Raw genomic sequence first — 20362 nt, 5'->3', positions numbered from 1 at the left:
GGCACGCCGGCACCTCATGTGCGAAGTGGGAAACGCTGCGGAGGCAATCCATGCTCAGACCCGGACGTTCAGCCGCGCCTCGTAACCGCAAGAGATTCCGTCAACGCCTGGCCGTGGTGTCCGTCATGGGCATCGCCGTGCTCCCGCTCCCCGCGATCGGGAGCGCCCAGGCCGCGAGCACCAAGGCGCCGGCCTACGTCAAGGACCCCGCGTCCCTGGTCAATCCACTCATCGGCACCTCCGGTGCGGTGGACACCTTCCCCGGCCCCGACATGCCGGCCGGCATGATGCAGTGGGGTCCCGACACGACGCCGGACCGTCCCGCGGGCGGCGGTTACGAGTACAACGACAACAAGCTGTCGGGCTTCAGCCTCACCCATGTCTCGGGTCCCGGCTGCGGTGTCGCCGGCGATCTGCCCATCCTGCCCGTCACCGGCGCGCTGTCCGGCAGTCTCGGTGACCGGTCCGTCGGGTTCAGCCACGACGACGAGAAGACGAGCATCGGCTCCTACGAGGTGACCGACGCGAACGGCGTCGCGACCCGGCTGACCGACACCACCCGTGCCGGTCTCGGCGCCTTCACCTTCCCCGCGGGCCAGCAGGCGAACCTGCTGTTCAAGCTGAGCGGCGGCGCCACCCAGGTGGACGGGACCCGGGTCCAGGTGGTGAGCAGGAAGGAGATCAGCGGAGCGATCGACAGCGGTCACTTCTGCGGCGCGGGCAACAGGTACACGCTGCACTTCGACATCAAGTTCGACCAGCCGTTCACCGCGAGCGGCACCTGGATCGGCAGCACCATCAACCCGAGCGCGACCTCGCTGAAGGCGGGCAAGGTCCAGCAGAGCCCGAAGGCGCAGCCGTCGAAGACGCTCAAGGAGAAGCACTTCACCGTGCCCGCGCGGCCCTCGCCGACCGTGCACGGCAGCAGCGGCAAGCACTCCGGCAGCGCCTCCCCGGCGCCGAGCGCCAGCGCCGCACCCAGCACGGCCGGCACGTCCGCGAAGAGCAGCGCGGCCGAGCCGCCCACCACCGGTGCGAACGGGATGTACCTGACCTTCGACACCTCCGCCAACCGGACCGTGCGCGCCAAGGTCGGCATCTCCTACACCAGTGACGCGGGCGCGGCGGACAACCTCAACCGCGAGATCAGGAACTGGAACCTCGACTCCGTCGCACAGGCCAACCACGACGCCTGGAACGCGGTGCTGAACAAGGTCCAGGTCGGCGGCGGTTCCCAGGACCAGCAGACGCAGTTCTACACCGCGCTGTACCACGCGCTGCTGCACCCGAACGTCTTCTCCGACGCCGACGGCCAGTACATGGGCATGGACAACCAGGTCCACAAGCTGGCCAGGGGTCAGCAGGCCCAGTACGCCAACTACTCGGGCTGGGACACCTACCGCTCGCAGACCCAGCTGATGGCGATGGTCGAGCCCAAGGTCACCAGTGACGTCGTCACCTCGATGCTCAACGGCTACGACCAGACCGGTCTGCTGCCCAAGTGGGCCTCGAACAACGGCGAGAGCTATGTGATGGTCGGTGACCCGGCCGCCGGCATCATCGCCGACGCGTACGCCTTCGGAGCCAGGGGCTTCGACACCGGCAAGGCGCTCGCCGCCCTGCAGCACGAGGCGACGGTCCCCAACAACGACCGCCCGGGCGAGTCGGTGCGGGACGCGAAGGGCTACCTGCCGCTGGACGAGAACGACTACGGCTGCTGCAACTTCTACGGCCCGGTCTCCACGCAACTGGAGTACGACTCCGCCGACTACGCCCTCGCGGTCTTCGCGAAGTCGCTGGGCAAGGAGTCCGTCTACAAGAAGTTCGCCACCCGCGCCCAGGACTGGATGAACGTCTTCAACCCGCAGACCGGCTATATGCAGGGCAAGAACAAGGACGGCCAGTTCGTGGGCGGGTTCACCCCCGGCACCGGCAACGGCTTCGTCGAGGGCACGTCGGCCCAGTACACCCCCATGGTCCCGTTCAACCTGAAGCAGCTCATCCAGGCGCGGGGCGGTGCCAAGGAGTACTCCTCCTACCTGGACAGCCTGCTGGACAACATCGCCCACCCCGGAGGCACCGACGCCGACCTGAGCAATGAGCCCAGCGTCGAGATCCCGTGGGAGTACGCCTACACGGGCGAGCCGTACAAGACGCAGGCCGCCGTGCGCGACGCCCAGCAGAAGCTGTACTTCAACGCCCCGGTCGGCTCCTTCGGCAACGACGACCTCGGCGCGATGAGCTCCTGGTACGTCTGGTCGTCGCTCGGCATGTACCCGGAGACCCCGGGTGCGGACACCCTGGTGCTCGGCAGCCCGGCGTTCCCGGTGGCCAAGGTGACTCTCGGGAACGGCAAGGCAGTTCAGATCAAGGCGCCGCAGGCCGCGCCCGACGCGCCGTACGTCCAGTCGCTCGACGTCAAGGGCAAGGAGTGGAACACCTCCTGGCTGACGTACCAGCAGTTCACGGGAGCGGGCACGCTCGACTTCACGCTCGGCACCCAGCCGAACAAGGACTGGGCGTCCGACCCGTCCGCGGTGCCGCCGTCCGACACCACGGGTGGCGACAAGGTGCTGGCCGCGACCGGTCCCACCAGCAACGGTCTCGTCCTCGAGCCGGGCTCGTCCGGTGACGGCACGCTGAAGCTGACCAACCTCGGCAGCAAGGCCGTCACGGTCGACTGGAAGGCGACGGCGCCCTCCGGCGTCACGCTGGACACGGCGTCGGGTTCGCTGTCCGTGGCCGCCTCGGGCAGTGCCGAGGCGAAGGTCCATGTGACCGCGGGCTCGGACGAGGGGACCTTCCCGGTCACCTTCGCGCTGACCGACCACACGAGCGGCGCCGACGTGGGCAGTGCGGCACTCCGCGTGGCCGTGGCCAAGGCGGGTGCGCTGTGGCCGTACGACACCAACGAGGGCATCTATCCCGACGGTGCCACCTTCTCGTCCGGGTTCGACGGCGGCGGCTGGGCGTACTCGCAGGACGCGCTGTCGGCGATGGGCGTCACGAGCGGCTCCACCGTCACGGCCGACGGCATCTCCTACACCTGGCCGACCGTGAAGTCCGGTCAGCTGGACAACCTGGAGATCGCCGGCCAGACCATCCCCATGCCGGCCGGCACATCGGGTTCGTCGCTGGGCCTGCTGGGCGCCGCGTCCAACGCGCCGACCGACGGCAGCGGGGTCTCGGGCACGCTCACCGTCACCTACACCGACGGCACCACGTCCAAGGCGACGGTCGGCTTCTCGGACTGGACGCTCGGCGGAGGTGGGAGCAAGCCGCTGCCGAGCGACACGACGGCGGTGACGACGAGCTACCGCAACACCGCGAGCGGCGGCCATGACAACGTGAAGACCTATGTGTTCTCCACGAAGGTCCCTCTCGACGCCTCCAAGCAGGTCGCGTCGATCACCCTCCCGGTGACGGGCTCCTCCGGCACCGGCCACCTGTTCGCCTACGGCTTCGGCCAGTGAGGCAGGGCAGGCACTGAGAGCGGCGGGCTGGTTCCGGTCACGATCCCGGAGCCGGCCCGCCGTCATGTGGGTGAACCGCCGTCCCCCGCAAGGCGGTTGAGCCATTCGCGCAGCAGGCGCCGCTCGGCGTCGCTGAGGACGCCGGCATCGTCGGGGAGTGCGGCGCGCAGCGCGCGGGCCGCCGCGGCCGGGCCGGACTCCGCGGCGGAGACCATCGGTTCGGCGCGGGTGACGGCGGCGATCATCGACTCGCGCAGGACGGTCAGCAGCGCCGGGCTGCGGCGCTCTGCAGGGGTGGAGTGCCAGGTGATGACCGCGCCCTGGCCGGTCGCCTGGATGATCTGAGCGGCCAGCTCCTCGTCGACCCGCAGCCATCCCGCGGCCGCCAGCCGGCGCACCCGGCCGTGCAGGATCTCCAGGCCCGCGCGGTGCGCCACGTCCGCCTCCCGGCCGGTGGCCCGGTTCATCACCGCGTACAGCTCGGGGCGCGAGACGCCGAACTCCACCACCAGGTCCCAGCCGCGCCGCAGCTCTTCGACCGGGTCCTCGGGCGAGGGGTCGAGCTGTGCGCGCTTGCTCTGCAGGAACTGCTCGTAGCCGTGCTCGGCGACGGCCTCCAGCAGCCCCTCCTTGTCGCCGAAGTGGCGGTAGATCGCGGGTGGCTGCATTCCGGCGGCGGCGGCGACCGCGCGGGTGCTCACCGCGTCCGGGCCGCCCTTCTCCAGCAGCTCGACGGCCGCCTCGACGATGCGGCGGCGAGGGCTGTCGGCAGTGTCGTGGCTAGGCATGTATCGATGATATCGGCTCCTTGATTCCAACGTTAGTATCGGTGTTATCGTTGAGGTGATTCCACTGGAAACGGCATTGGGAGAACCCCGTGATCATCGTGACCGGAGCCACCGGAAAACTCGGCCGCCGCACCGTCGAGCGCCTCCTCGACCGCATCCCCGCCGACCGTGTCGGCGTCAGCGTCCGCGACCCCCGCAAGGCCCAGGACCTCGCCGACCGCGGTGTCCGCGTCCGGCAGGGCAGCTTCGACGACCCCGACTCGCTCGTGCACGCCTTCGAGGGCGCCGAGCAGTTGCTCCTCGTCTCCCTGGACCGCACCGGTGGGGAGTGCGTCACCGGCCACCGCACCGCCGTCGACGCTGCCGTGAAGGCCGGCGTCGGCCGTATCCTCTACACCAGCCAGATGGGCGCCGCCCACGACTCCCGCTTCCAGCCGTGCCGCGACCACGCGGAGACCGAGGACATGTTGCGCGCCACCGGTCTGCCCTGGACGGCCCTGCGCAACGGCTTCTACGCCGCCAGTGCCCTGCAGTTCCTGGAATCCGCCCGGCCCACCGGAGAGATCACCCTTCCCGCGGACGGGCCCGTCGCCTGGACCGGCCACGACGACCTCGCCGAGGCGACCGCGGCGATCCTCACCGACGAGGGCCGCTTCGAGGGACCGACCCCGCCGCTCACCGGCCCGGAGGCGCTCGACTTCGACACCGTCGCCGAGATCGCGACCCGGGCGACCGGACGGGCCTTCACCCGCACCGTCGTCCCCGACGACGCCTTCCGCGAGCAGGCCGTGGCGCACGGCGCCCCCGCCCCGATCGCCGACCTGCTGCTGAGCATCTTCGCGGCGGCGCGGAACGGCGAGTTCAGCGCTGTGGATCCGACGCTGGCCGAACTGATCGGCCGAAAGCCGGCCGGCTTCGAGTCGCTGCTGGAGCGGGCGTGGGATGCATAGAGCCGGCGGGTGAAGGAGTTCGGAGCAGGGCCCGGGGAGCGGTGCCCGTCACTTCCGCTCCAACGCCGCCAGCCGCAGCTCCAGTTGGTCGACCCGGTGTCGTAGCAAGGTGACTTGGGCTTCCAGACTGACTTCTCGTTCCGCCCTGCGCTGAATGCGCGGTGACGCTGCGGCGCGTTCGATCACCGCGTCCAGGCGGACCAGGCGCTGCGGGCCGTTCGGCCCGTCCACCAGGCGGGACTGGATCTCGCCGTTGCGGTACCAGGAGCGCAGGGCCGAGCGGGAAACGCCGGTCTCGGCCTCCGCCTTGGCCAGTGTGACCCAGGGCGTCCCCTCCAACTGCTCGAACAACTCCAGCTCGTTCTGCCAGCGCGCGAGCCGGTCCTCCCAGGCCGACGGCGTCTCCATGACACCCTCCTTTCAGTACGGTGACCCTGTCAAAACCAGTGTATTGACAGGGTTGAGAGCATGGAAGCATGACATTCGAACGGTTTACGGCCCATGCCCGCAAGGCGGTTGTCACGGCTCAGGAGCAGGCGAGGCAGCTCAGGCACACCCACATCGACACGGAGCACGTCCTGCTGGGACTGCTCGACGTACCGGACGGCACGGCGGCGAAGGTTCTGCACCGCCTCGGGTACGACAAGGAGACGGCGCGCGCCGACATCACCGCGGTGGCCGAACCCGGCTCGGACGAGCTGACCGGCCACATCCCGTTCGCACCGCGCGCGAAGAAGACACTGGAACTCGCCCTGCGCGAGGCGCAGCAGCTGCAGCACAGCCACGTCGGTACGGAACACATCCTGCTCGCCCTGGTCAGGGAGGGAGAGGGCATCGGCGCGCAGGTGCTTGCCGAGCGGATCAACCCCGTCGGCAAGATCCGTGCCGCGGTGCTGGCAGCGGTGGAGGGATCGCAGGACGTCCCGGCCGGTCCCTGGCCCGCCGGGACACCGGCCACCGAGGACACGGTGTCCACCGCCAGCGCGTTGGCGGGTGGCGCACCGGTCGGCAGCCATCATCTGCTGGAGGCGATGCTCCAGGCGGAGAACAGCATGGCGGCCCGGGTGCTGCGCGAACTCGGCGTCGACCCGGACGCGGTCGCCGCCAAGATCGACGAACTGGACCCGGAGACGACCACGGACGCCAACCCCGAAGAGACCGCGGCCCGCAGGATGGAGATCCGGGTGGTCGACGACGAGGTGCACCTGATCCTGCGGGACCCGGAAACGGTCACGATCGCCAAGAGGGTCGCCGAGTTGTCCAACGGCCCGATCCAGGGCGCAGGACCGGTCGCCGGGCTGTTCGTCCCGCTCTGGCGGTCGGCGAATCAGCTACTGCTGCAGATCCAGGGCATGTTGGAGCCCGGACCCGAAGCAGAGGACGGGTCCGCCGCGGGCAGGGTGGCCAAGGCCGTACGCACGGTTCTCGCACCCCGGCTCCGCCGGTGAAGTGCAGCCACCGGCACCGGCATCGAGCGGGCACACACCCATGAGCATCAGCATCGTCGGAGCCGGCCTGGGCGGCCTCGCGGTGATGGTCGGGCGCGGCAATGCGCCCGCCTTGCCCCGGCCCGGCTGAACGCATGACGTACGCTCTGGACCCCAATCGACGAAGAGAAAGCGCTCAGTTCTGTGGCCGACAGATCGCCCGAAGAGCCCATATCCGACGACGTGTGGGAGAAGTTCGTCCGGGACAGTGAGAGCGACATACGTGCCTCCGCACCGAAGGAGCCGTCCGCGCGGGCCCGTATGGTCGCCGGACGACTGCGGGAGCAGGAGGCGCGGGGGGAGTCGCCCGGGGGGTGGCGCACGGGGCCTGTCTCGGGGGAGCGGGGCGGGCGGGGAACTCGTCGGCGGGTGTGGGGGGTTGTCGGTCTGGTCGCCGCGATCGCCGTGGCAGTGGTGGCGGTGCGGCCCTCGGTGATTCCGGGCGATCCCTTCGGTACGGCGGGTGGACCCGGCGCCGAAGCTTCCCCGCTGCCCGCGGAGACGGCGGCGCCGACCGCCCCGCCGGCCGCGGCGGATCCCGAACGCCCCACGCCGGCCCGGCCGTTCGCCGGATCGCCCGCCCTGGCCTGGGCCGACGGCGCGGCGGGCATCGTGCCGCCCAAGGCGAAGACGGTCGGGTCGCTGTCGAAGGCGCAGGTGGAGCAGGCGCTGGAGCAGACCAAGAAGCTGCTCGTGGACGCGAACCTCGATCCGGCCACCCTGCGCGGCGAGCGCCCCGAGACCGCCCTCGGCCTGATCGAACCCCGTCAGACCAGCCTCCTCGGCCGGCTCGACACGGCGTTGCGGACACCGGACCAGAAGCACGACCCGCTGTCGATGTTCAGCCGCTTCGACCCGGACGAACTGCGCCTGGCCGGTGATGTGGTCAAGACGCGCGGACGCATGACGTTCAAGGCGGGCGACCAGGCGTCCGTCGTCGTGCACGCCGACTACACCTTCGTCTATCCGCTGGTGCGACCCGACGACAGCGCGCACGAAGTGGCCCGCACGATCGTGCGGCGTGTGCTCGACGTCGAGGTGTCCGACCCGGCCAAGTACCGGGTCACGCCCGGCAAGCTGATGATCCGGCGCTACGACCAGGAGATCGGCAACTCGGCCTGCGACGTCTACGACGGCTATCTCCACCCGAACTTCCCGTCGTCCGAGCCCACGGGCGCGGCTCCCAGCGGGCCGACGACGGACCCGTACGACCGGAGCAAGGACATCGACGCGGACACCTCGAAGGAGTGCGGAGTGGTGTCCCGCACCTGAGCCCGCGTGACGCCGGGCGGGTCAGCCCGCCGAGCCGCCCGGCGTCACGAGGCCCGACTCGTAGGCCATGATCACGGCCTGGGCCCGGCTGTCGAGGTCGAGCTTGGTCATCGTGCGGTTCAGATGGGTCTTGACGGTGGCCTGGCTGATGTAGAGCTGTTCGGCGATCTCGCTGTTGGACATGCCCCGTGCCGTGAGCAGCAGAACCTCGCGCTCGCGCGCGGTGAGCGTCTCCAGGAGCGCGGGGGAGTCCGGGGCCGGTTCGGAGCGTTGTACATATGCCTCGATGAGTCTGCGAGTGACGCTCGGCGCGAAGAGCATGTCTCCGCGCGCCACGGCGTCGATCGCCCCCAACAGCCGTGCGGGCCCGGTGTCCTTGAGGAGGAAACCGGACGCCCCGGCGCGCAGCGCCGCGTACACGTACTCGTCGAGGTCGAAGGTGGTGAGCATCAGTACGCGCGGCAACGCGGCCATCTCTCCCGAGGGTTCGGGTCCGGGCCGGGCAGCGGCGGCCTCGGCGAGGATGCGTTCGGTCGCGGCGGTGCCGTCCATGCCCGGCATGCGGATGTCCATCAGGATCACATCGGGCCGCAGAAGGGCCGCACGTGTCACGGCCTGCTCGCCGTCGGCCGCCTCACCGACGACCTCCACGCCGGGTGCCGCCCGGAGCAGCGCGACGAGACCCGCGCGGATCAGGTCCTGGTCGTCGACCACGAGCACCCGGATCATTGCCGCAACCAGTCTCCTCAACTCGCGGCGTACAGCCAGGCGGGAAGGACCAGGCGCACCCTGAATCCCCCTTCGGCACGCCGGCCGACGTCCAGTGTTCCGCCGTAGAGCCTGGCGCGTTCCCGCATTCCGATCAAGCCGTGGCCGGATGACGGCGGGACGTTGTCCGGAAGCGAGCGGTGTGGCCGACCGCCGTCGGTGACGGTGATCGTCAGTTCGCGCGGGTCGTAGGAGACGACCACGGTGGCGTTCGCGGGGCGGGCGTGCTTGAGGACGTTGGTCAGGGCCTCCTGCACCACGCGGTACGCGCACAGCTCGATGCCGGGTGTCAACGGCCGGGGCGCGCCCCGGATGTGCAGGTCGACGGGGACACCTGCGGCCGTGATGCGCTCGGCCATCTCGCCGAGCCGGGAGACTCCGGGCATCGGGGTGTATGGCGTGGACTCCGGGGCGTCGCCGTCCGCGTGGCGCGGATCGGCGTGCGGGCCGCCGGTGTCGGCGTCGGTGCGCAGCAGTGTCAGCATGCGGCGCAGTTCACCCAGCACCTCGTGGCTGGTTTCGTTGATCGTGCGGATGGCCGAGCGGGCGGTCTCCGGCGCGCTGTCGAACACGTAACTTGCCAGTCCGCCCTGCACGTTGATCACCGACATGTGGTGGGCGACCACGTCGTGCAGTTCGCGGGCGATACGGCGCTGCTCCTCGGCGACGGCTCGGCGCATCCGGTCCTGCTGCTCGCGGCGCAGCTGTTCCGCCAACTCGGCGAGCCGGTCGGCGCGGTGGGCCGAGACCCGTGCGGCGACGCCGAACCGGCAGCCGACGGTAGGGAAGACGACGGCCTGGGCGAAGACGGCGGGCGTGGGCTGGCCCGCGCGCCAGCCGGCGTACACCCACACGGCACCCATCACCACCGCGCACACGACCGCCGGGCGCAACGGCCGAAGCGAGGCGACGGTGTACAGCGCGAGGAAGGGGCCCATCGAGTTCACCACGGGCCAGTAGTCGAGCGTGATGAACAGGGCCCAGGCCGAGCTGCTGAGCGCGAAGACCACGAGCGGGAGGCGCCTGCGTGCCGCGAGCGGTGCGTTGACCAGGCAGGTGATCGCGATGCCCAGGGCGTCCTGAGGCTGCCACTGCGACCCCGGCTCGGGTTCACGGCCGAACAGTACGGCCACCACCGTGAAGGCCACCGCCAACGCGACATCCAGGAACCACCGCTGACGTCGTCCGATCAACTGTCCGGTCCTTTCCACGGCCGCAGGGTACGGGCACGACGGCGCCCCGGTTGTCGGCTTCGACGACCGGGGTTCCCGCTACGCGACGGTGCGGTCTCAGAGGCGCGCTCGTTCCACCCGCTTCTGCGGCTTCCCGACGTCCGCCGGCCGGCCGTGCGTGGACGGCCGGCCGGCGGATGCGGTGCACCCCGGCAGCGATGCCGTGGCCACGACCACGGCATCGCAGGGGGCGACGAGCATGGTTCCCCCACGGCCATGCTCTCTCCCGGTCATGAAGGTGTCCCCGTGCCGCCTCATGTGCCGTCCCCCGGTCGCCACCCCGTGGAGTGCCCCGCGTTCGACGCCGACGCTACGGGAGCTGCCCCGGGCCGATCGTCAACCCACCGATTGACGATGGGGGTAAACCTTGGCGGTACTTGGGTGCTGCGGCGCAACCGTGGTGACCTCTGTCCTGTCCCGCACGATGAGCTTGCCAACGCGTACAACTCCTCTTGTACGTCGCGGGGTTTCTCAGCCGGTGGTGCGGAGCGTGGCCGGGGTGTCGGCCTGCTGCAGTTCGGCGAGGAGTTGGTGCTGTCCGGCGAGGAGCTCGGTGAGGATCCGGCGGGCGGCACGCAGGAGTTCGGCGACGTCGCCTCCGGCGAGGGCGTAGCGAATGCGGCGGCGTCGGCAGACACCGCCGCACGGCGCTCCGCCTCGGGATGATGTGCCGACTTGAAGAAGTCTTCACATGAGGGGCGGACGTGACCCCGGTCGCCCTCGGACGCTAGATCTCGATCGCCTCCTCCACGCGCCTGAGCTGATGGCGGGCCATGGCCAGATTCGCATTGGCCCGGTCGAGGACGAGGTAGAGGAAAAGACCGTTGCCCGTGCGTCCGTTCACCAGTCGGATCAGGTGGTACTGACGCTCCAGCGTGATCAGGATGTCCTCGATCTTGCCTTTGAGACCCAGCTGCTCCATGGTGCGGACCTTGGCCCGGATGACATCCGTGTTGCCGGCCGCGGCGACCGTCAGGTCCAGGTCCTTGCTTCCGCCGAGCGTGCCCAGCGCCATTCCGCTGGTGTAGTCGACGACCGCTGCCCCTAAAGCTCCCTCGATCCCGGCCATCATGTCCTTCAACGACACTTCCACACTCGCCACTGCGCCTCCCATTGCCTGCCGTCGTCTGCGCGGGCCGATGCCGGCGACCCGCCTCGGATTCCGGACCGTATGCACGAAGGCGGGACGAGGGGAGGAACTCTCTGGGACTGACCTCCGACGACCGAACAGGGTCCCGAACGGACCGTTCGGCCCACCGGAAGTGCCGTGAGCGGGCGCGAAGTTGACCCTCGGTTTCCGGTCCGTCAAGCGGTGTCGGTCGAGCCGGCGCGCATGCGGCACTGAGAGTCTCTCTACGCAATTCCGCGAAACGCCGCGAACACCGCGAGCAGCGATGAGTTCCGCGGCGTGGGACGGTCGTACTTTCGAACCCTTGACCGAGGAGAATCTGTGACGCACAAGGTGACCTATTCGATGAGCGCCTCACTCGACGGCTACATCGTCGGGCCGGACGGCAGCTTCGAGTGGAGTGCGCCGGACGACAACGTCTTCCGGTTCTGGATCGACGAGATCCGCGACGTCGACGTGCACCTCATGGGGCGACGGCTGTACGAGACGATGCTGTACTGGGAGACCGCCGAACAGGACGCGACGCTCGACGCCGACACGCGCGAATGGATCTCACTCTGGAATCCCCTGCCCAAGGTGGTGTTCTCCACCAAGCTGTCGGAGGTGCAGGGCCATGCCCGTCTGGCCTCCGGTGGCCTGGCCGAGGAGATCGAGCGGTTGCGGGCCGAGCCGGGGGAGGGGGACATCGCGATCGGGGGAGCGGACCTCGCCGCCCAGGCGGACAAGCTGGGTCTGATCGACGAGTACCGGGTCGTGGTCCACCCGGTGCTGGTCGGCGGTGGCATTCCGTACTTCGTCCGGCACGAGCGCCGGGTGGATCTCGAACTCGTCGAGACCCGCACCTTCAGCTCGAAGTTCGTCTACCTCCGCTACCGCGTACGGCGCTAGCCCGACTCGTTCGCCGAGCTCACGCCGGGGTGCGGCCGGTGCGTTTCAAGTCGTCTGTGGCGGTTGGCAGTTGAGAGTTCTGGTTGGCCGGAAAAAGGCTTCTGAGGCGCCCCTTCCACCACCAGATTCAAGCGCACGACGCGTCGGCGTCATGCGCAGAACTGCGCTGCCTCATTCACCGTCACCCACCATCGGGGAACTCACACATGGCCCTGACCAGGCTCACGAAGACACTGCTCGGAACCCTCACCGCGGCCGCACTCGGCATCGGCACCCTCGCCGGAGCGACCGCGGCCACCGCCGCACCCGCGCAGCAGGCATCCACCCAGACCGTCACCATCCAGGCGGTCAACAACCTCGGCCTGAACACCGCCGAGGCCAAGAGCGCCCAGTGCTACGTCCGCGACGCCGCACCCGTCGGGAAGTACAACCCCGGCCCCATCGACGGCCGGCTCGGCACCAACAGCTGGAAGGCGTGGCAGCTGTTCCTCAACGACCGCGGACACAACGCCGGCACCGTGGACGGCGTGGTCGGCCCCAACACCATCCGCGGCCTGCAGCGCTTCCTCGTCTCCATCGGCTACGACACCGGCGGCATCGACGGTGTCGCCGGAACCAAGACCAGGGCGGCCTGGAAGGCGTTCGCCAACCTCGGCGGAGGCTGGTGCTGACCGCACCCACCCGTCGTCACCCGGACTGCCGTGTGCGCCCCGTCCGTTCGATCCGGACGGGGCGTGCCGCTCTACCGTTCGGCGCTCTCGGCGAGGGTGTCGGGGTGCAGCGGCAGCAGTACCCGGAAGGTGGCGCCCCGGCCGGGGGCGGTGTCCACCTCCACCCGGCCGTGATGGGCCGAGACCAGGGAGCGGACGATGGACAGGCCCAAGCCCGCCCCGCCGGTCTCGGTTCGGCCGCGGGCGGTCTCGGTTCGGCCGCGTCCGGTGTCCGCGCGATAGAAGCGGTCGAAGACGCGCGCGGCCTGATCCTCCGTCATACCGGGCCCCTGGTCGCTCAGTTCGAGAACCGCCCGGCCGTCCTGCGTACCCACGCCGATACGGACCGGGGTGCCGGGCGGAGTGTGGGCGATGGCGTTTCCGACGAGGTTGGAGGTGACCTGCCGCAGGCGTGCCTCGTCGCCCAGAACGGGAGCCTCGCCCGTTGGCCCGCCGCCGGGGCCGGTCAGGGTGACGGCACGGTCGGGAGCGAGGGCCTTGAGGTCGTGCAGGGCGTCGGCGGCCAGGGTGCGCAGGTCCATGGGCGTGGGACGTAGCGGCAACTGGGCCTGCGCGGCGGGGTCCTCGTCCAGTCGGGCGAGCAACAGCAGGTCCTCGACGATGCGCACCAGACGGGCCGCTTCGTGTTCGATGCGGTTCATCGCGGTGTCGACGTCGGAGCGCTCGGGCATGCCGCCCATCCGGTACAGCTCGGTGAAGCCCTTGATGCCGAACAGCGGGGTGCGCAGCTCGTGACTGGCGTCGGCGATGAACGTACGCATGCGCTCGTTGGTGGCCGCGCGGGCGCTGTCCCCGGCCTCGATGCGGTCCAGCATGCCGTTGAGCGCATGGGACAGGCGGCCCAACTCGGTACGGGTGGAAGCCATTTGGGGAACGCGGCTGGCCAGGTCGCCGCCCGCGATGGCCGCCGCGGTCGTCTCGATCCGGCGCAGCGGCCGTAGCCCGGCACGCACGGCGAACCAGCCGGCGACGCCGAGCAGGGCCAGGACCAGCGAGTCGATGACGAGCATCCACAGGCCCAGGTGCCGGATCGTGTTGTTGACCGGCTGCAAGGAGCCCGCCACGACGACACTGCCACCCGTGGCTGCCCCCGTCGGCTGTCGCGGTTCGGATGCCACCGGCACGGCGATCACCCGCCAGTCGTGACCGTCCTCGGCCGACGCCCTGAAGGCGCGGGTGCCATGGGCCCTGACGGCCGAGATGTCGAGCGTGGGCAGTCGCGGGGCGGCGCCGGTGGCCGGGCGCAGGGTCCGCCGCAGACGGCCGTCGGCGTCGAGAGAGGCGATGTACACATCACCGGTCAGCTGCTGCTCCACCACGTCGGGCACCTGTGGATCCGTCGCGCCGGGGGCGTCGACCAGGTCGGGCAGTGCCGATGTCGCCGTGGCGGTGGCGCGCAACCGGTCGTCCAGCTGGTCCACCAGCTGCCTCTGGAGCAGCGTGACCAGCAGGGCGTTGCTGGCGAGCAGGGCGGCGACGACCAGCAGCAGGCAGACGGCCACGAGACGCCCGCGCAGCGACAGCCGGCGGATCGGCGCACGGACGGCGTCGATGTTCATGGGCGGGGCCTGCGCAGAACGTATCCGGTGCCGCGCACCGTGTGGATGAGCTTGGGCTCGCCGGTGTCGACCTTACGGCGCAGATAGCTGATGTAGGAGGCGACGATGGAGTCGTCGCCGCCGAAGTCGTAGTGCCAGACGCGCTCCAGCAGTTGTTCCCGGGACAGGACCTGACCTGCGTTCTCCATGAGGACGCGCAGCAGGTCGAACTCGGTCGGGGACAGGGGGACGGGCATTCCGCCGCGGGAGACCTGGTGACTGTCGACGTCCAGTTCCAGATCGCCGACCGCGAGCCGGTTGTCGGGCCGGCGGCCGCTGGTGCGCCGTAGGACCGCCTGGATGCGCAGGATGAGTTCCTCCAGGTTGAACGGCTTGGTGACGTAGTCGTCCCCGCCGGCCCGCAGCCCGTTGATCCGGTCCTCGGCCGCGTCCCGTGCGGTGAGGAACAGGATCGGCGGATGGGCCTGCCCCGGCGTCGTCGGCCGCTCGCGCAGGCGGCGTGCGACCTCGAAGCCGTCGATGTCGGGCAGCATCACGTCCAGGACGATCAGGTCGGGGTGCCGCTCGCGCACCGCGTCCAGCGCCTGAGCACCGGTCTCGACCGGCACCACGTGAAAACCCGCCAACCGCAGGCTCACTGACAGCAGTTCACGCAGTGTCGGCTCGTCCTCCACGAGCAGCAGGCGTTGTGTTGTCGCCATGGCATCCGTTCCCGACCGGTGATCGTCCGGCCTCCAGTGTCCGTGCAGTCCTGGGCCAGCGGGGGAGTGCGGGCCAGGGGCTTGCGACGCCCGCATGATCCAGACAACGCACCCTAGGCGTCGCGCCTGCGGAAGACGACGAAGGCCGCCGTCAGCAACACCAGCACGCACCCGGCCATCACCCCCAGCCCGGCACCGGGCCTCAGCAGCTCCGGGTCCTGGACCGCGGTGATGATCTGTCCCCCGGCGATGGGCGGCCAGTACTTCGACACCCAGTCGCCGAGTCCTCCCGGCAGGGCCGGGGCGAAGGCCTGGACGATGAGCATCACGCCGAACAGCGTCGTCACCGTGGCAGTCGTGGAGCGGATGATCGTACCCAGAGCCAGTCCGAAGAGTCCCGCCAGCGCCAGATATACGCCACCACCGAAGATGCCGCGCAGTGCCACACCGTCGGAGAGCGCCAGGTGCGGAGCACCCGCCCCGGACAGCGTCGACTGCCCGACGAGAAACCCGACCAGCGAGACCAGGACCCCGACCGGCAGGGCCACCCCTACGAGGACCACCGCCTTCGACGCCAGGACGCGCACCCGGTGCGGAACGGACGTCAACGTGGGCACGATCGTGCGGGCCCCGTACTCGGACGTGATGACCAGACCCCCCAGCAGGCCCAGCGCGATCTGCGCGAGCAGATAGCCGCGCAGACTGGTCGCCAGCGGGTCGAAGGCGGCCTGGTCGGCGGGGGACAGGTCCGCGTACTCGCTGCCGGCGGACGACCCGTTCAGCGCGGCGAGCCCCGCGCAGAAGGCCAGCGTGCCCAGGACCACGAACACCGTCGACCGCATGGTGCGGATCTTGATCCACTCCGCGTGCAGGCTGTGCCAGGGGGTGGCCCTGCCGGTGTCCGCCGGGCCCTGCGCGGACTTCTTCCGGTGCTCGAGTGCGCTGATCATCGGTTCGTCTCCTTTCCGGCCTGGTACTCCACCGCATCCTGGGTCAGCTCCATGAACGCCCTCTCCAGGGAGACCTGGCGCGGGGACAGCTCGTGCAGCTCCACCCCGCCCGCCGCAGCCAGGGCTCCGATCCGGGCGGCCTCCAGACCGGTCACCACGAGGGTGTCGTGGTCCTCGGCCCGTACGTCGCCGGCCTCGGACAGCAGGCGGCGCAAGGCCTGGGTCTGCGGGCTGCGCACCAGGACCTCGCGCTCGGAATGCGCCTCGATGAAGTCCTTCATCGTGGTGTCGGCGATCAGCTTGCCGCGGCCGATGACGATGAGGTGGTCGGCGGTCAGCTCCATCTCGCTCATCAGATGGCTGGACATCAGTACGGCACGCCCCTCGGCGGCCATGTTCCGCATGAGCGAGCGGATCCACACGATGCCCTCGGGGTCGAGCCCGTTGAGCGGTTCGTCGAAGACCAGGACGGGCGGGCGGCCCAGCAGCGCCGCGGCGATCCCCAGGCGCTGACGCATACCGAGCGAGTAGGTCCCCGCCCGGCGCCGGGCCACCTTCTCCAGACCGACCTCGGCCAGCGTCTCGTCGACCCGGCTGCGGGGAATCCCGTTGCCGGCCGCGAGGGCCAGCAGATGGTGGAAGGCGGAGCGGCTGGGCAGCACCGCACCAGGGTCCAGGAGAGCGCCGACCGCCCTCAGCGGGGCGGGCTGCGCGGTGAAGGACATCCCGCCGACGGTCGCCGTACCCGAACTCGGCGCGTCGAGTCCCAGGATCATGCGCAGGGTGGTCGACTTCCCGGCCCCGTTCGGCCCCAGAAAACCGGTCACCTCTCCGGGGCGTACGGCAAAGGTCAGATCGTCCACGGCGAGGACCTCGCCGTAGCGCTTGGTCAGTCCGCGTACCTCGATCATCGGGTCTCCACAAGCCGAGAGAGAACAGGGCTCGGTGTCCACGAGCCCGGCTTCACTCTCGGGTGGAGACGTTCACGGCTTCTGGGCGAACATGAGTGCCGTATGGGAGCCACACGCTCGTGACCTGCGCCAGTCGGTGATCACGTGGCCTGCGCCCGGGGATCTCCCATGAAACTCACATGAAAGCGGCTCAGGTCGCCTCGCCCTTCGCGGGCTGTGCCCGGTGGCGGTGATCGCGCCGGTACCGGGCCGGCGTCATACCGACCTCGGACCGGAAGGCCCGGGAGAAGGCGGACTCCGAGTGATAACCGACTCGTGCGGCGACCGTGGCGACGGTCGCGTCCGAGTTTCCCAGCAGGTCGGCAGCTGCCATCACACGAGCCCGGGTGACGAATGCGCCCACGTTCATCCCGGTCTCCTGCGAGAAATGACGCAGGAAGGTGGCACGGGACATGCCCGCCGAGCGGGCGAGGCGCTCGATGGACCAGTCGGCTCCCGGGTCGTCGAGTACGCATTCGATCGCCGCGACCACGCGGGGGTGCGAGGCAGCGGTCCACAGTGCTTCAGCGGTGGGCGGGTTCGGGGCGGTCCGCAGCACCATCGCCAGGAGCACGGTCGAGAGCGCCGACAGGATCGCGGCCGTGCCCGTGCCCTCCCGTCGGGCTTCGCCCCGCATCAACGCGCTGAGCATCCGCAGGACTTCGTCGGTCTCACGTGAGTCGCCGAAGGAGACGTGCACGGGGTCCGGCAGGCTGCGGAACAGGACCGCGCCGGCACCCGGGTCGAAGCTGTAGTGCCCGCAGAACAGGTCGATGACCGCAGGACCGCCGTCCGCACTGTGCATGGTGATGAAGGAGTCCCCGGCCGTCTCGTCCGTGGTGCGCAACGGACCGTCTCCCGGAGTGATGACCCGGTGCGGCGACCCACTGGGGATCAGCACGAGATCACCCGGCCTCATCTCCAGCAGCACCCGACCCACCTGCAACTGGCACCGGCCCTCGAGCAGTACGTGAAACTGCGCCTGCAACGGAGGGCGTCCGGCCACGTCCATCCGGGTCGATCCGCCCAAGAGGCACCGCCGGTCCAGTTCGGCCATGACTCTCGCCATGCGGAGCAGATGACTTACGGCGTCCATGGTGAGTCTTTCGGGCCGGCACCGGGACCGCCGTCCTGGGACGGAGAGGACCTCCTGCGGTGGCTCGCCGCCTTGGCCTGGTTTCCGCAGCGCCGCATGGAGCACCACTTGCGCGGCCGGCCGCCGGGTGTGTCCACGTAGATCATCCGGCATGTCTCGCCTGCGCAGGCGCGCATCCGCGAGCGGCGTGCGTCGTCGGACATGAGGTCGATCAGGTCCCGCGCGATGACGGACAACAGCTCCTGCGCCGTCAGCAGTTCGCTGTCCGGACTGCTTCGGGGGCCGCCGGCGGTCAGCTCCATTTGCGGCGCCGGGGGATGGATACGGGCGAGCCGGTTGACGAGTGCGATGGCCTGTGGGGCGGGCGCGTGCCCGTCCACGGCCGAGGAGGCGATGTCGAACGCGGCCGTACGCAGCTCGTGCAGGGACGCGAGGAGACCGGCCGCGTCATATCCCTGCGCGAGGGAGACCCCCACGCCACGGCACCATGCCTCGAGCCGTGCCGCGTCTCCCATCCGTTCGACCGGGATGTGCGGACGGCGGCCCACGGTCGCCACGAGATTGAGGCAGAGCGCGCCCGCGTCGAAGCGAAGGTCCCGCTGTTGCTCCGTGACCCGCCGTCGGGGTTGGTCTTGCGTGGAGACGCCCATGCGGACCATAGTAACCATTCAAAAGGTTATTAAGAAGCATGCCAAGCCATGAAGAAGCGCGCCGAAAGGACCATGAACCGTGCGTATCGCAGTGATCGGAGCAGGCGGGGTCGGCGGATACTTCGGCGCGCGGCTGGCCGCGGCCGGCCATGACGTCACCTTCGTCGCCCGGGGCCGTCACCTGGAGGCCATACGTCGATCAGGGCTCCTGGTCCGCAGCCCGCTGGGAGACGTCAGGACGCCTCCGTCCTCGGCCGTCGCCGACATCGGTGAGCTGGGCCCCACCGATCTCGTGATCGTCGCGGTCAAACTGTGGGACACCGAAGACATAGCGCTCCGGCTGAGCTCGGCCGATCTGGGCGACCCACACGTCCTGTCCCTGCAGAACGGAGTGCACAAGGACCTCATCCTCCGCAGCCACCTGGGGGAGGAGCGCGTGCTGGGCGGCACCTGCTTCATCTCGGCGTTCATCGAGGAACCCGGTGTCGTCGTCCACAACAACACCCTGCAGAAGATCATCGTCGGGCCCTACCTCGCCACACAGGCGACCATGAGCGAGGCCGTGCACACGGCGTTCCGCGACGCCGAGATCGACACGGAACCGAGCACCGACATCGAGAAGGTGATCTGGGAGAAGTTCGTCTTCCTCGTGGGGCTGTCGGCCACCACGGCCGCCGTCCGCCGCCCCATAGGCGTCGTACGGTCCAACGACCGCACACGCGTCCTGTTGAGCGAGGTGATGCAGGAGGCCACCGAGGTGGCGCGTGCCTCCGGCGTGAAGCTGGACGAGACGTTCGTGCAGACCCAGATGGACTTCTGCGACACCCTTCCCGCAACCATGACGTCGTCGATGCACAACGACCTGGAGAAGGGCAACCGACTCGAACTGCCCTGGCTCAGCGGGGGAGTTGTCGACCTCGCCGAGCCACTGGGCATCGCGGTACCGCGCAACCGGACGGTGGCCGACATCCTGGCGCCGTACATCGAGGGGGACTCGTCGCCCTCGATGTAGCACTCTGCGGCGAAACCCCGGTTCTGACTAACCGGTGGGCCGGCTCCTCAGGCAGCGCCGCAGCTCCTCGGCATACGGGATGATCACCCCTGCGCCAATGACTGCGGCGAGGCCCCCGAGATACGCGGCCGGAAGCGGGCGCTCCTTCGGGGACAGGCGCCAGTCCTGCCGGCCCGGCCCGCCGCGCAGAGTGGCGCGGACCTCCTCGGGATGCAGACAGGCGGTGAACGCCAGCGCGGTGAGCGGAAGCACCTCCAGGAAGCTGTGGATGTGCTGCTCGATCGGGCGGATCTCACGCTCGCCGCTGGCCAGCCACACGTCGTAGACGGCAGTCGCGCCATGCGCAACCGCGGCCGCGCCCATCGTGGTCAGTACCAGGGGATTGACCCGCGCGAGGAGCCCGACGACCACCGGGACGCCGGCCTCGGTCATCATCAGCGCGTGGACCATGGACTCCTTGGCCCCGCTGGTCCGCTCGATGTGCGTGCGCCGGTGCATCCACCAGTCCGCGAGGCCCGGTACCACCCACAGCGGGAGAAGCCCGAGCAGCAGAAACCGGCGGCTGGCCTCCTCCACGTCCGCCGAGCGGGACCGGCCCGGCAGACCGGCCCTGCGCCGCTGCCGCCACATCCCCCGTGGCAGAACACGCGCTCCCATGACAACCTCCCGTGGCATCTCGTCCGCGCTCCTCGAGCCCGTAGGCAGGGGCGGCTTCCCAGTACCCGT

Annotated in this window: 19 protein-coding genes and 2 pseudogenes; 8 read left to right on the top strand and 13 right to left on the bottom strand. The window is 69.9% G+C overall.

Annotated elements, in window-relative coordinates:
* Window positions 1-125 precede the first annotated feature (125 nt).
* Window positions 126-3473, top strand: coding sequence for a lectin (locus MQN93_RS18030; RefSeq protein WP_242710280.1), 3348 nt, complete (start codon window positions 126-128; stop codon window positions 3471-3473).
* Window positions 3474-3535: 62 nt separating this feature from the next.
* Here the strand turns inward: MQN93_RS18030 and MQN93_RS18025 are convergent, their stop codons facing one another.
* Window positions 3536-4261: a TetR/AcrR family transcriptional regulator gene (locus tag MQN93_RS18025; RefSeq protein WP_242710279.1), complete on the bottom strand. Its 726-nt coding sequence runs from the start codon at window positions 4259-4261 to the stop codon at window positions 3536-3538.
* An 89-nt stretch (window positions 4262-4350) separates the two neighbouring features.
* Here MQN93_RS18025 and MQN93_RS18020 point away from each other — a divergent pair, with 89 nt between their 5' ends.
* Entirely contained in the window at window positions 4351-5211 is an 861-nt protein-coding gene (locus MQN93_RS18020; RefSeq protein WP_242710278.1) for an SDR family oxidoreductase, read from the top strand.
* 48 nt (window positions 5212-5259) lie between these two features.
* Here the strand turns inward: MQN93_RS18020 and MQN93_RS18015 are convergent, their stop codons facing one another.
* Window positions 5260-5619 (bottom strand): excisionase, encoded by a 360-nt coding sequence (locus tag MQN93_RS18015; RefSeq protein ID WP_242710277.1) that lies wholly within the window; start codon window positions 5617-5619, stop codon window positions 5260-5262.
* Between the two features lie 68 nt (window positions 5620-5687).
* On the opposite strand from MQN93_RS18015, the pseudogene MQN93_RS44570 reads away from it, so the two are divergent.
* The 3 genes and pseudogenes from MQN93_RS44570 to MQN93_RS18005 form a co-directional block, all read left to right on the top strand.
* Window positions 5688-6066, top strand: a pseudogene (locus tag MQN93_RS44570) (Clp protease N-terminal domain-containing protein); the annotation flags it as partial.
* Window positions 6057-6659 (top strand): Clp protease N-terminal domain-containing protein, encoded by a 603-nt coding sequence (locus MQN93_RS44385; protein WP_372504392.1) that lies wholly within the window; start codon window positions 6057-6059, stop codon window positions 6657-6659. The pseudogene MQN93_RS44570 and the gene MQN93_RS44385, both read left to right, overlap by 10 nt.
* Before the next feature lie 183 nt (window positions 6660-6842).
* Window positions 6843-7970 (top strand): hypothetical protein, encoded by a 1128-nt coding sequence (locus tag MQN93_RS18005; protein ID WP_242710275.1) that lies wholly within the window; start codon window positions 6843-6845, stop codon window positions 7968-7970.
* 21 nt (window positions 7971-7991) lie between these two features.
* Here the strand turns inward: MQN93_RS18005 and MQN93_RS18000 are convergent, their stop codons facing one another.
* The 4 genes and pseudogenes from MQN93_RS18000 to MQN93_RS17985 form a co-directional block, all read right to left on the bottom strand.
* Window positions 7992-8699 (bottom strand): response regulator, encoded by a 708-nt coding sequence (locus tag MQN93_RS18000; protein ID WP_242710274.1) that lies wholly within the window; start codon window positions 8697-8699, stop codon window positions 7992-7994.
* Window positions 8700-8716: 17 nt separating this feature from the next.
* Complete coding sequence (locus MQN93_RS17995; protein ID WP_242710273.1) at window positions 8717-9949, bottom strand: sensor histidine kinase; 1233 nt, start codon at window positions 9947-9949, stop codon at window positions 8717-8719.
* A 492-nt stretch (window positions 9950-10441) separates the two neighbouring features.
* Window positions 10442-10588 (bottom strand): annotated as a pseudogene (locus tag MQN93_RS17990) (transcriptional regulator); the annotation flags it as partial.
* Window positions 10589-10697: 109 nt separating this feature from the next.
* The gene (locus tag MQN93_RS17985; RefSeq protein ID WP_016430347.1) at window positions 10698-11072 is read right to left on the bottom strand and encodes a roadblock/LC7 domain-containing protein; all 375 of its coding nucleotides are present in this window, start codon (window positions 11070-11072) and stop codon (window positions 10698-10700) included.
* Window positions 11073-11420: 348 nt separating this feature from the next.
* Here MQN93_RS17985 and MQN93_RS17980 point away from each other — a divergent pair, with 348 nt between their 5' ends.
* Together MQN93_RS17980 and MQN93_RS17975 are read left to right on the top strand one after the other, a co-directional pair.
* Window positions 11421-11987 (top strand): dihydrofolate reductase family protein, encoded by a 567-nt coding sequence (locus MQN93_RS17980; protein WP_016430346.1) that lies wholly within the window; start codon window positions 11421-11423, stop codon window positions 11985-11987.
* 206 nt (window positions 11988-12193) lie between these two features.
* A complete protein-coding gene (locus MQN93_RS17975) occupies window positions 12194-12658 on the top strand; it encodes a peptidoglycan-binding domain-containing protein (protein WP_016430345.1) in 465 nt (154 codons plus the stop codon).
* Between the two features lie 71 nt (window positions 12659-12729).
* On the opposite strand, the gene MQN93_RS17970 is transcribed toward MQN93_RS17975, so the two are convergent.
* The 6 genes from MQN93_RS17970 to MQN93_RS17945 form a co-directional block, all read right to left on the bottom strand.
* Window positions 12730-14277 (bottom strand): sensor histidine kinase, encoded by a 1548-nt coding sequence (locus MQN93_RS17970; RefSeq protein WP_242710272.1) that lies wholly within the window; start codon window positions 14275-14277, stop codon window positions 12730-12732.
* Entirely contained in the window at window positions 14274-14978 is a 705-nt protein-coding gene (locus MQN93_RS17965; RefSeq protein ID WP_242710271.1) for a response regulator transcription factor, read from the bottom strand. The genes MQN93_RS17970 and MQN93_RS17965 overlap by 4 nt, the downstream gene beginning before the upstream one ends.
* A 113-nt stretch (window positions 14979-15091) precedes the next feature.
* The gene (locus MQN93_RS17960) at window positions 15092-15928 is read right to left on the bottom strand and encodes an ABC-2 transporter permease family protein (RefSeq protein ID WP_242710270.1); all 837 of its coding nucleotides are present in this window, start codon (window positions 15926-15928) and stop codon (window positions 15092-15094) included.
* Complete coding sequence (locus tag MQN93_RS17955) at window positions 15925-16839, bottom strand: ABC transporter ATP-binding protein (protein WP_242710269.1); 915 nt, start codon at window positions 16837-16839, stop codon at window positions 15925-15927. Before MQN93_RS17955 ends, MQN93_RS17960 begins: the two co-directional genes overlap by 4 nt.
* A gap of 190 nt (window positions 16840-17029) precedes the next feature.
* The gene (locus MQN93_RS17950) at window positions 17030-17935 is read right to left on the bottom strand and encodes an AraC family transcriptional regulator (protein ID WP_242710513.1); all 906 of its coding nucleotides are present in this window, start codon (window positions 17933-17935) and stop codon (window positions 17030-17032) included.
* Between the two features lie 26 nt (window positions 17936-17961).
* Window positions 17962-18624 carry a CGNR zinc finger domain-containing protein gene (locus MQN93_RS17945; RefSeq protein WP_308404340.1) on the bottom strand — a complete coding sequence of 221 codons (663 nt, stop codon included), beginning with the start codon at window positions 18622-18624 and terminating at the stop codon, window positions 17962-17964.
* Between the two features lie 79 nt (window positions 18625-18703).
* On the opposite strand from MQN93_RS17945, the gene MQN93_RS17940 reads away from it, so the two are divergent.
* Window positions 18704-19636, top strand: a complete 933-nt coding sequence (locus MQN93_RS17940; protein WP_242710268.1) for a ketopantoate reductase family protein — start codon at window positions 18704-18706, stop codon at window positions 19634-19636.
* Between the two features lie 27 nt (window positions 19637-19663).
* Here the strand turns inward: MQN93_RS17940 and MQN93_RS17935 are convergent, their stop codons facing one another.
* Window positions 19664-20293 carry a diguanylate cyclase gene (locus tag MQN93_RS17935; RefSeq protein ID WP_242710267.1) on the bottom strand — a complete coding sequence of 210 codons (630 nt, stop codon included), beginning with the start codon at window positions 20291-20293 and terminating at the stop codon, window positions 19664-19666.
* Window positions 20294-20362: the final 69 nt, after the last annotated feature.

It is taken from the genome of Streptomyces spinosisporus (genome assembly GCF_022698145.1).
GTDB classification, from domain to species: Bacteria; Actinomycetota; Actinomycetes; order Streptomycetales; family Streptomycetaceae; genus Streptomyces; species Streptomyces spinosisporus.
This window is presented reverse-complemented; position numbering and strand designations above follow the sequence as displayed.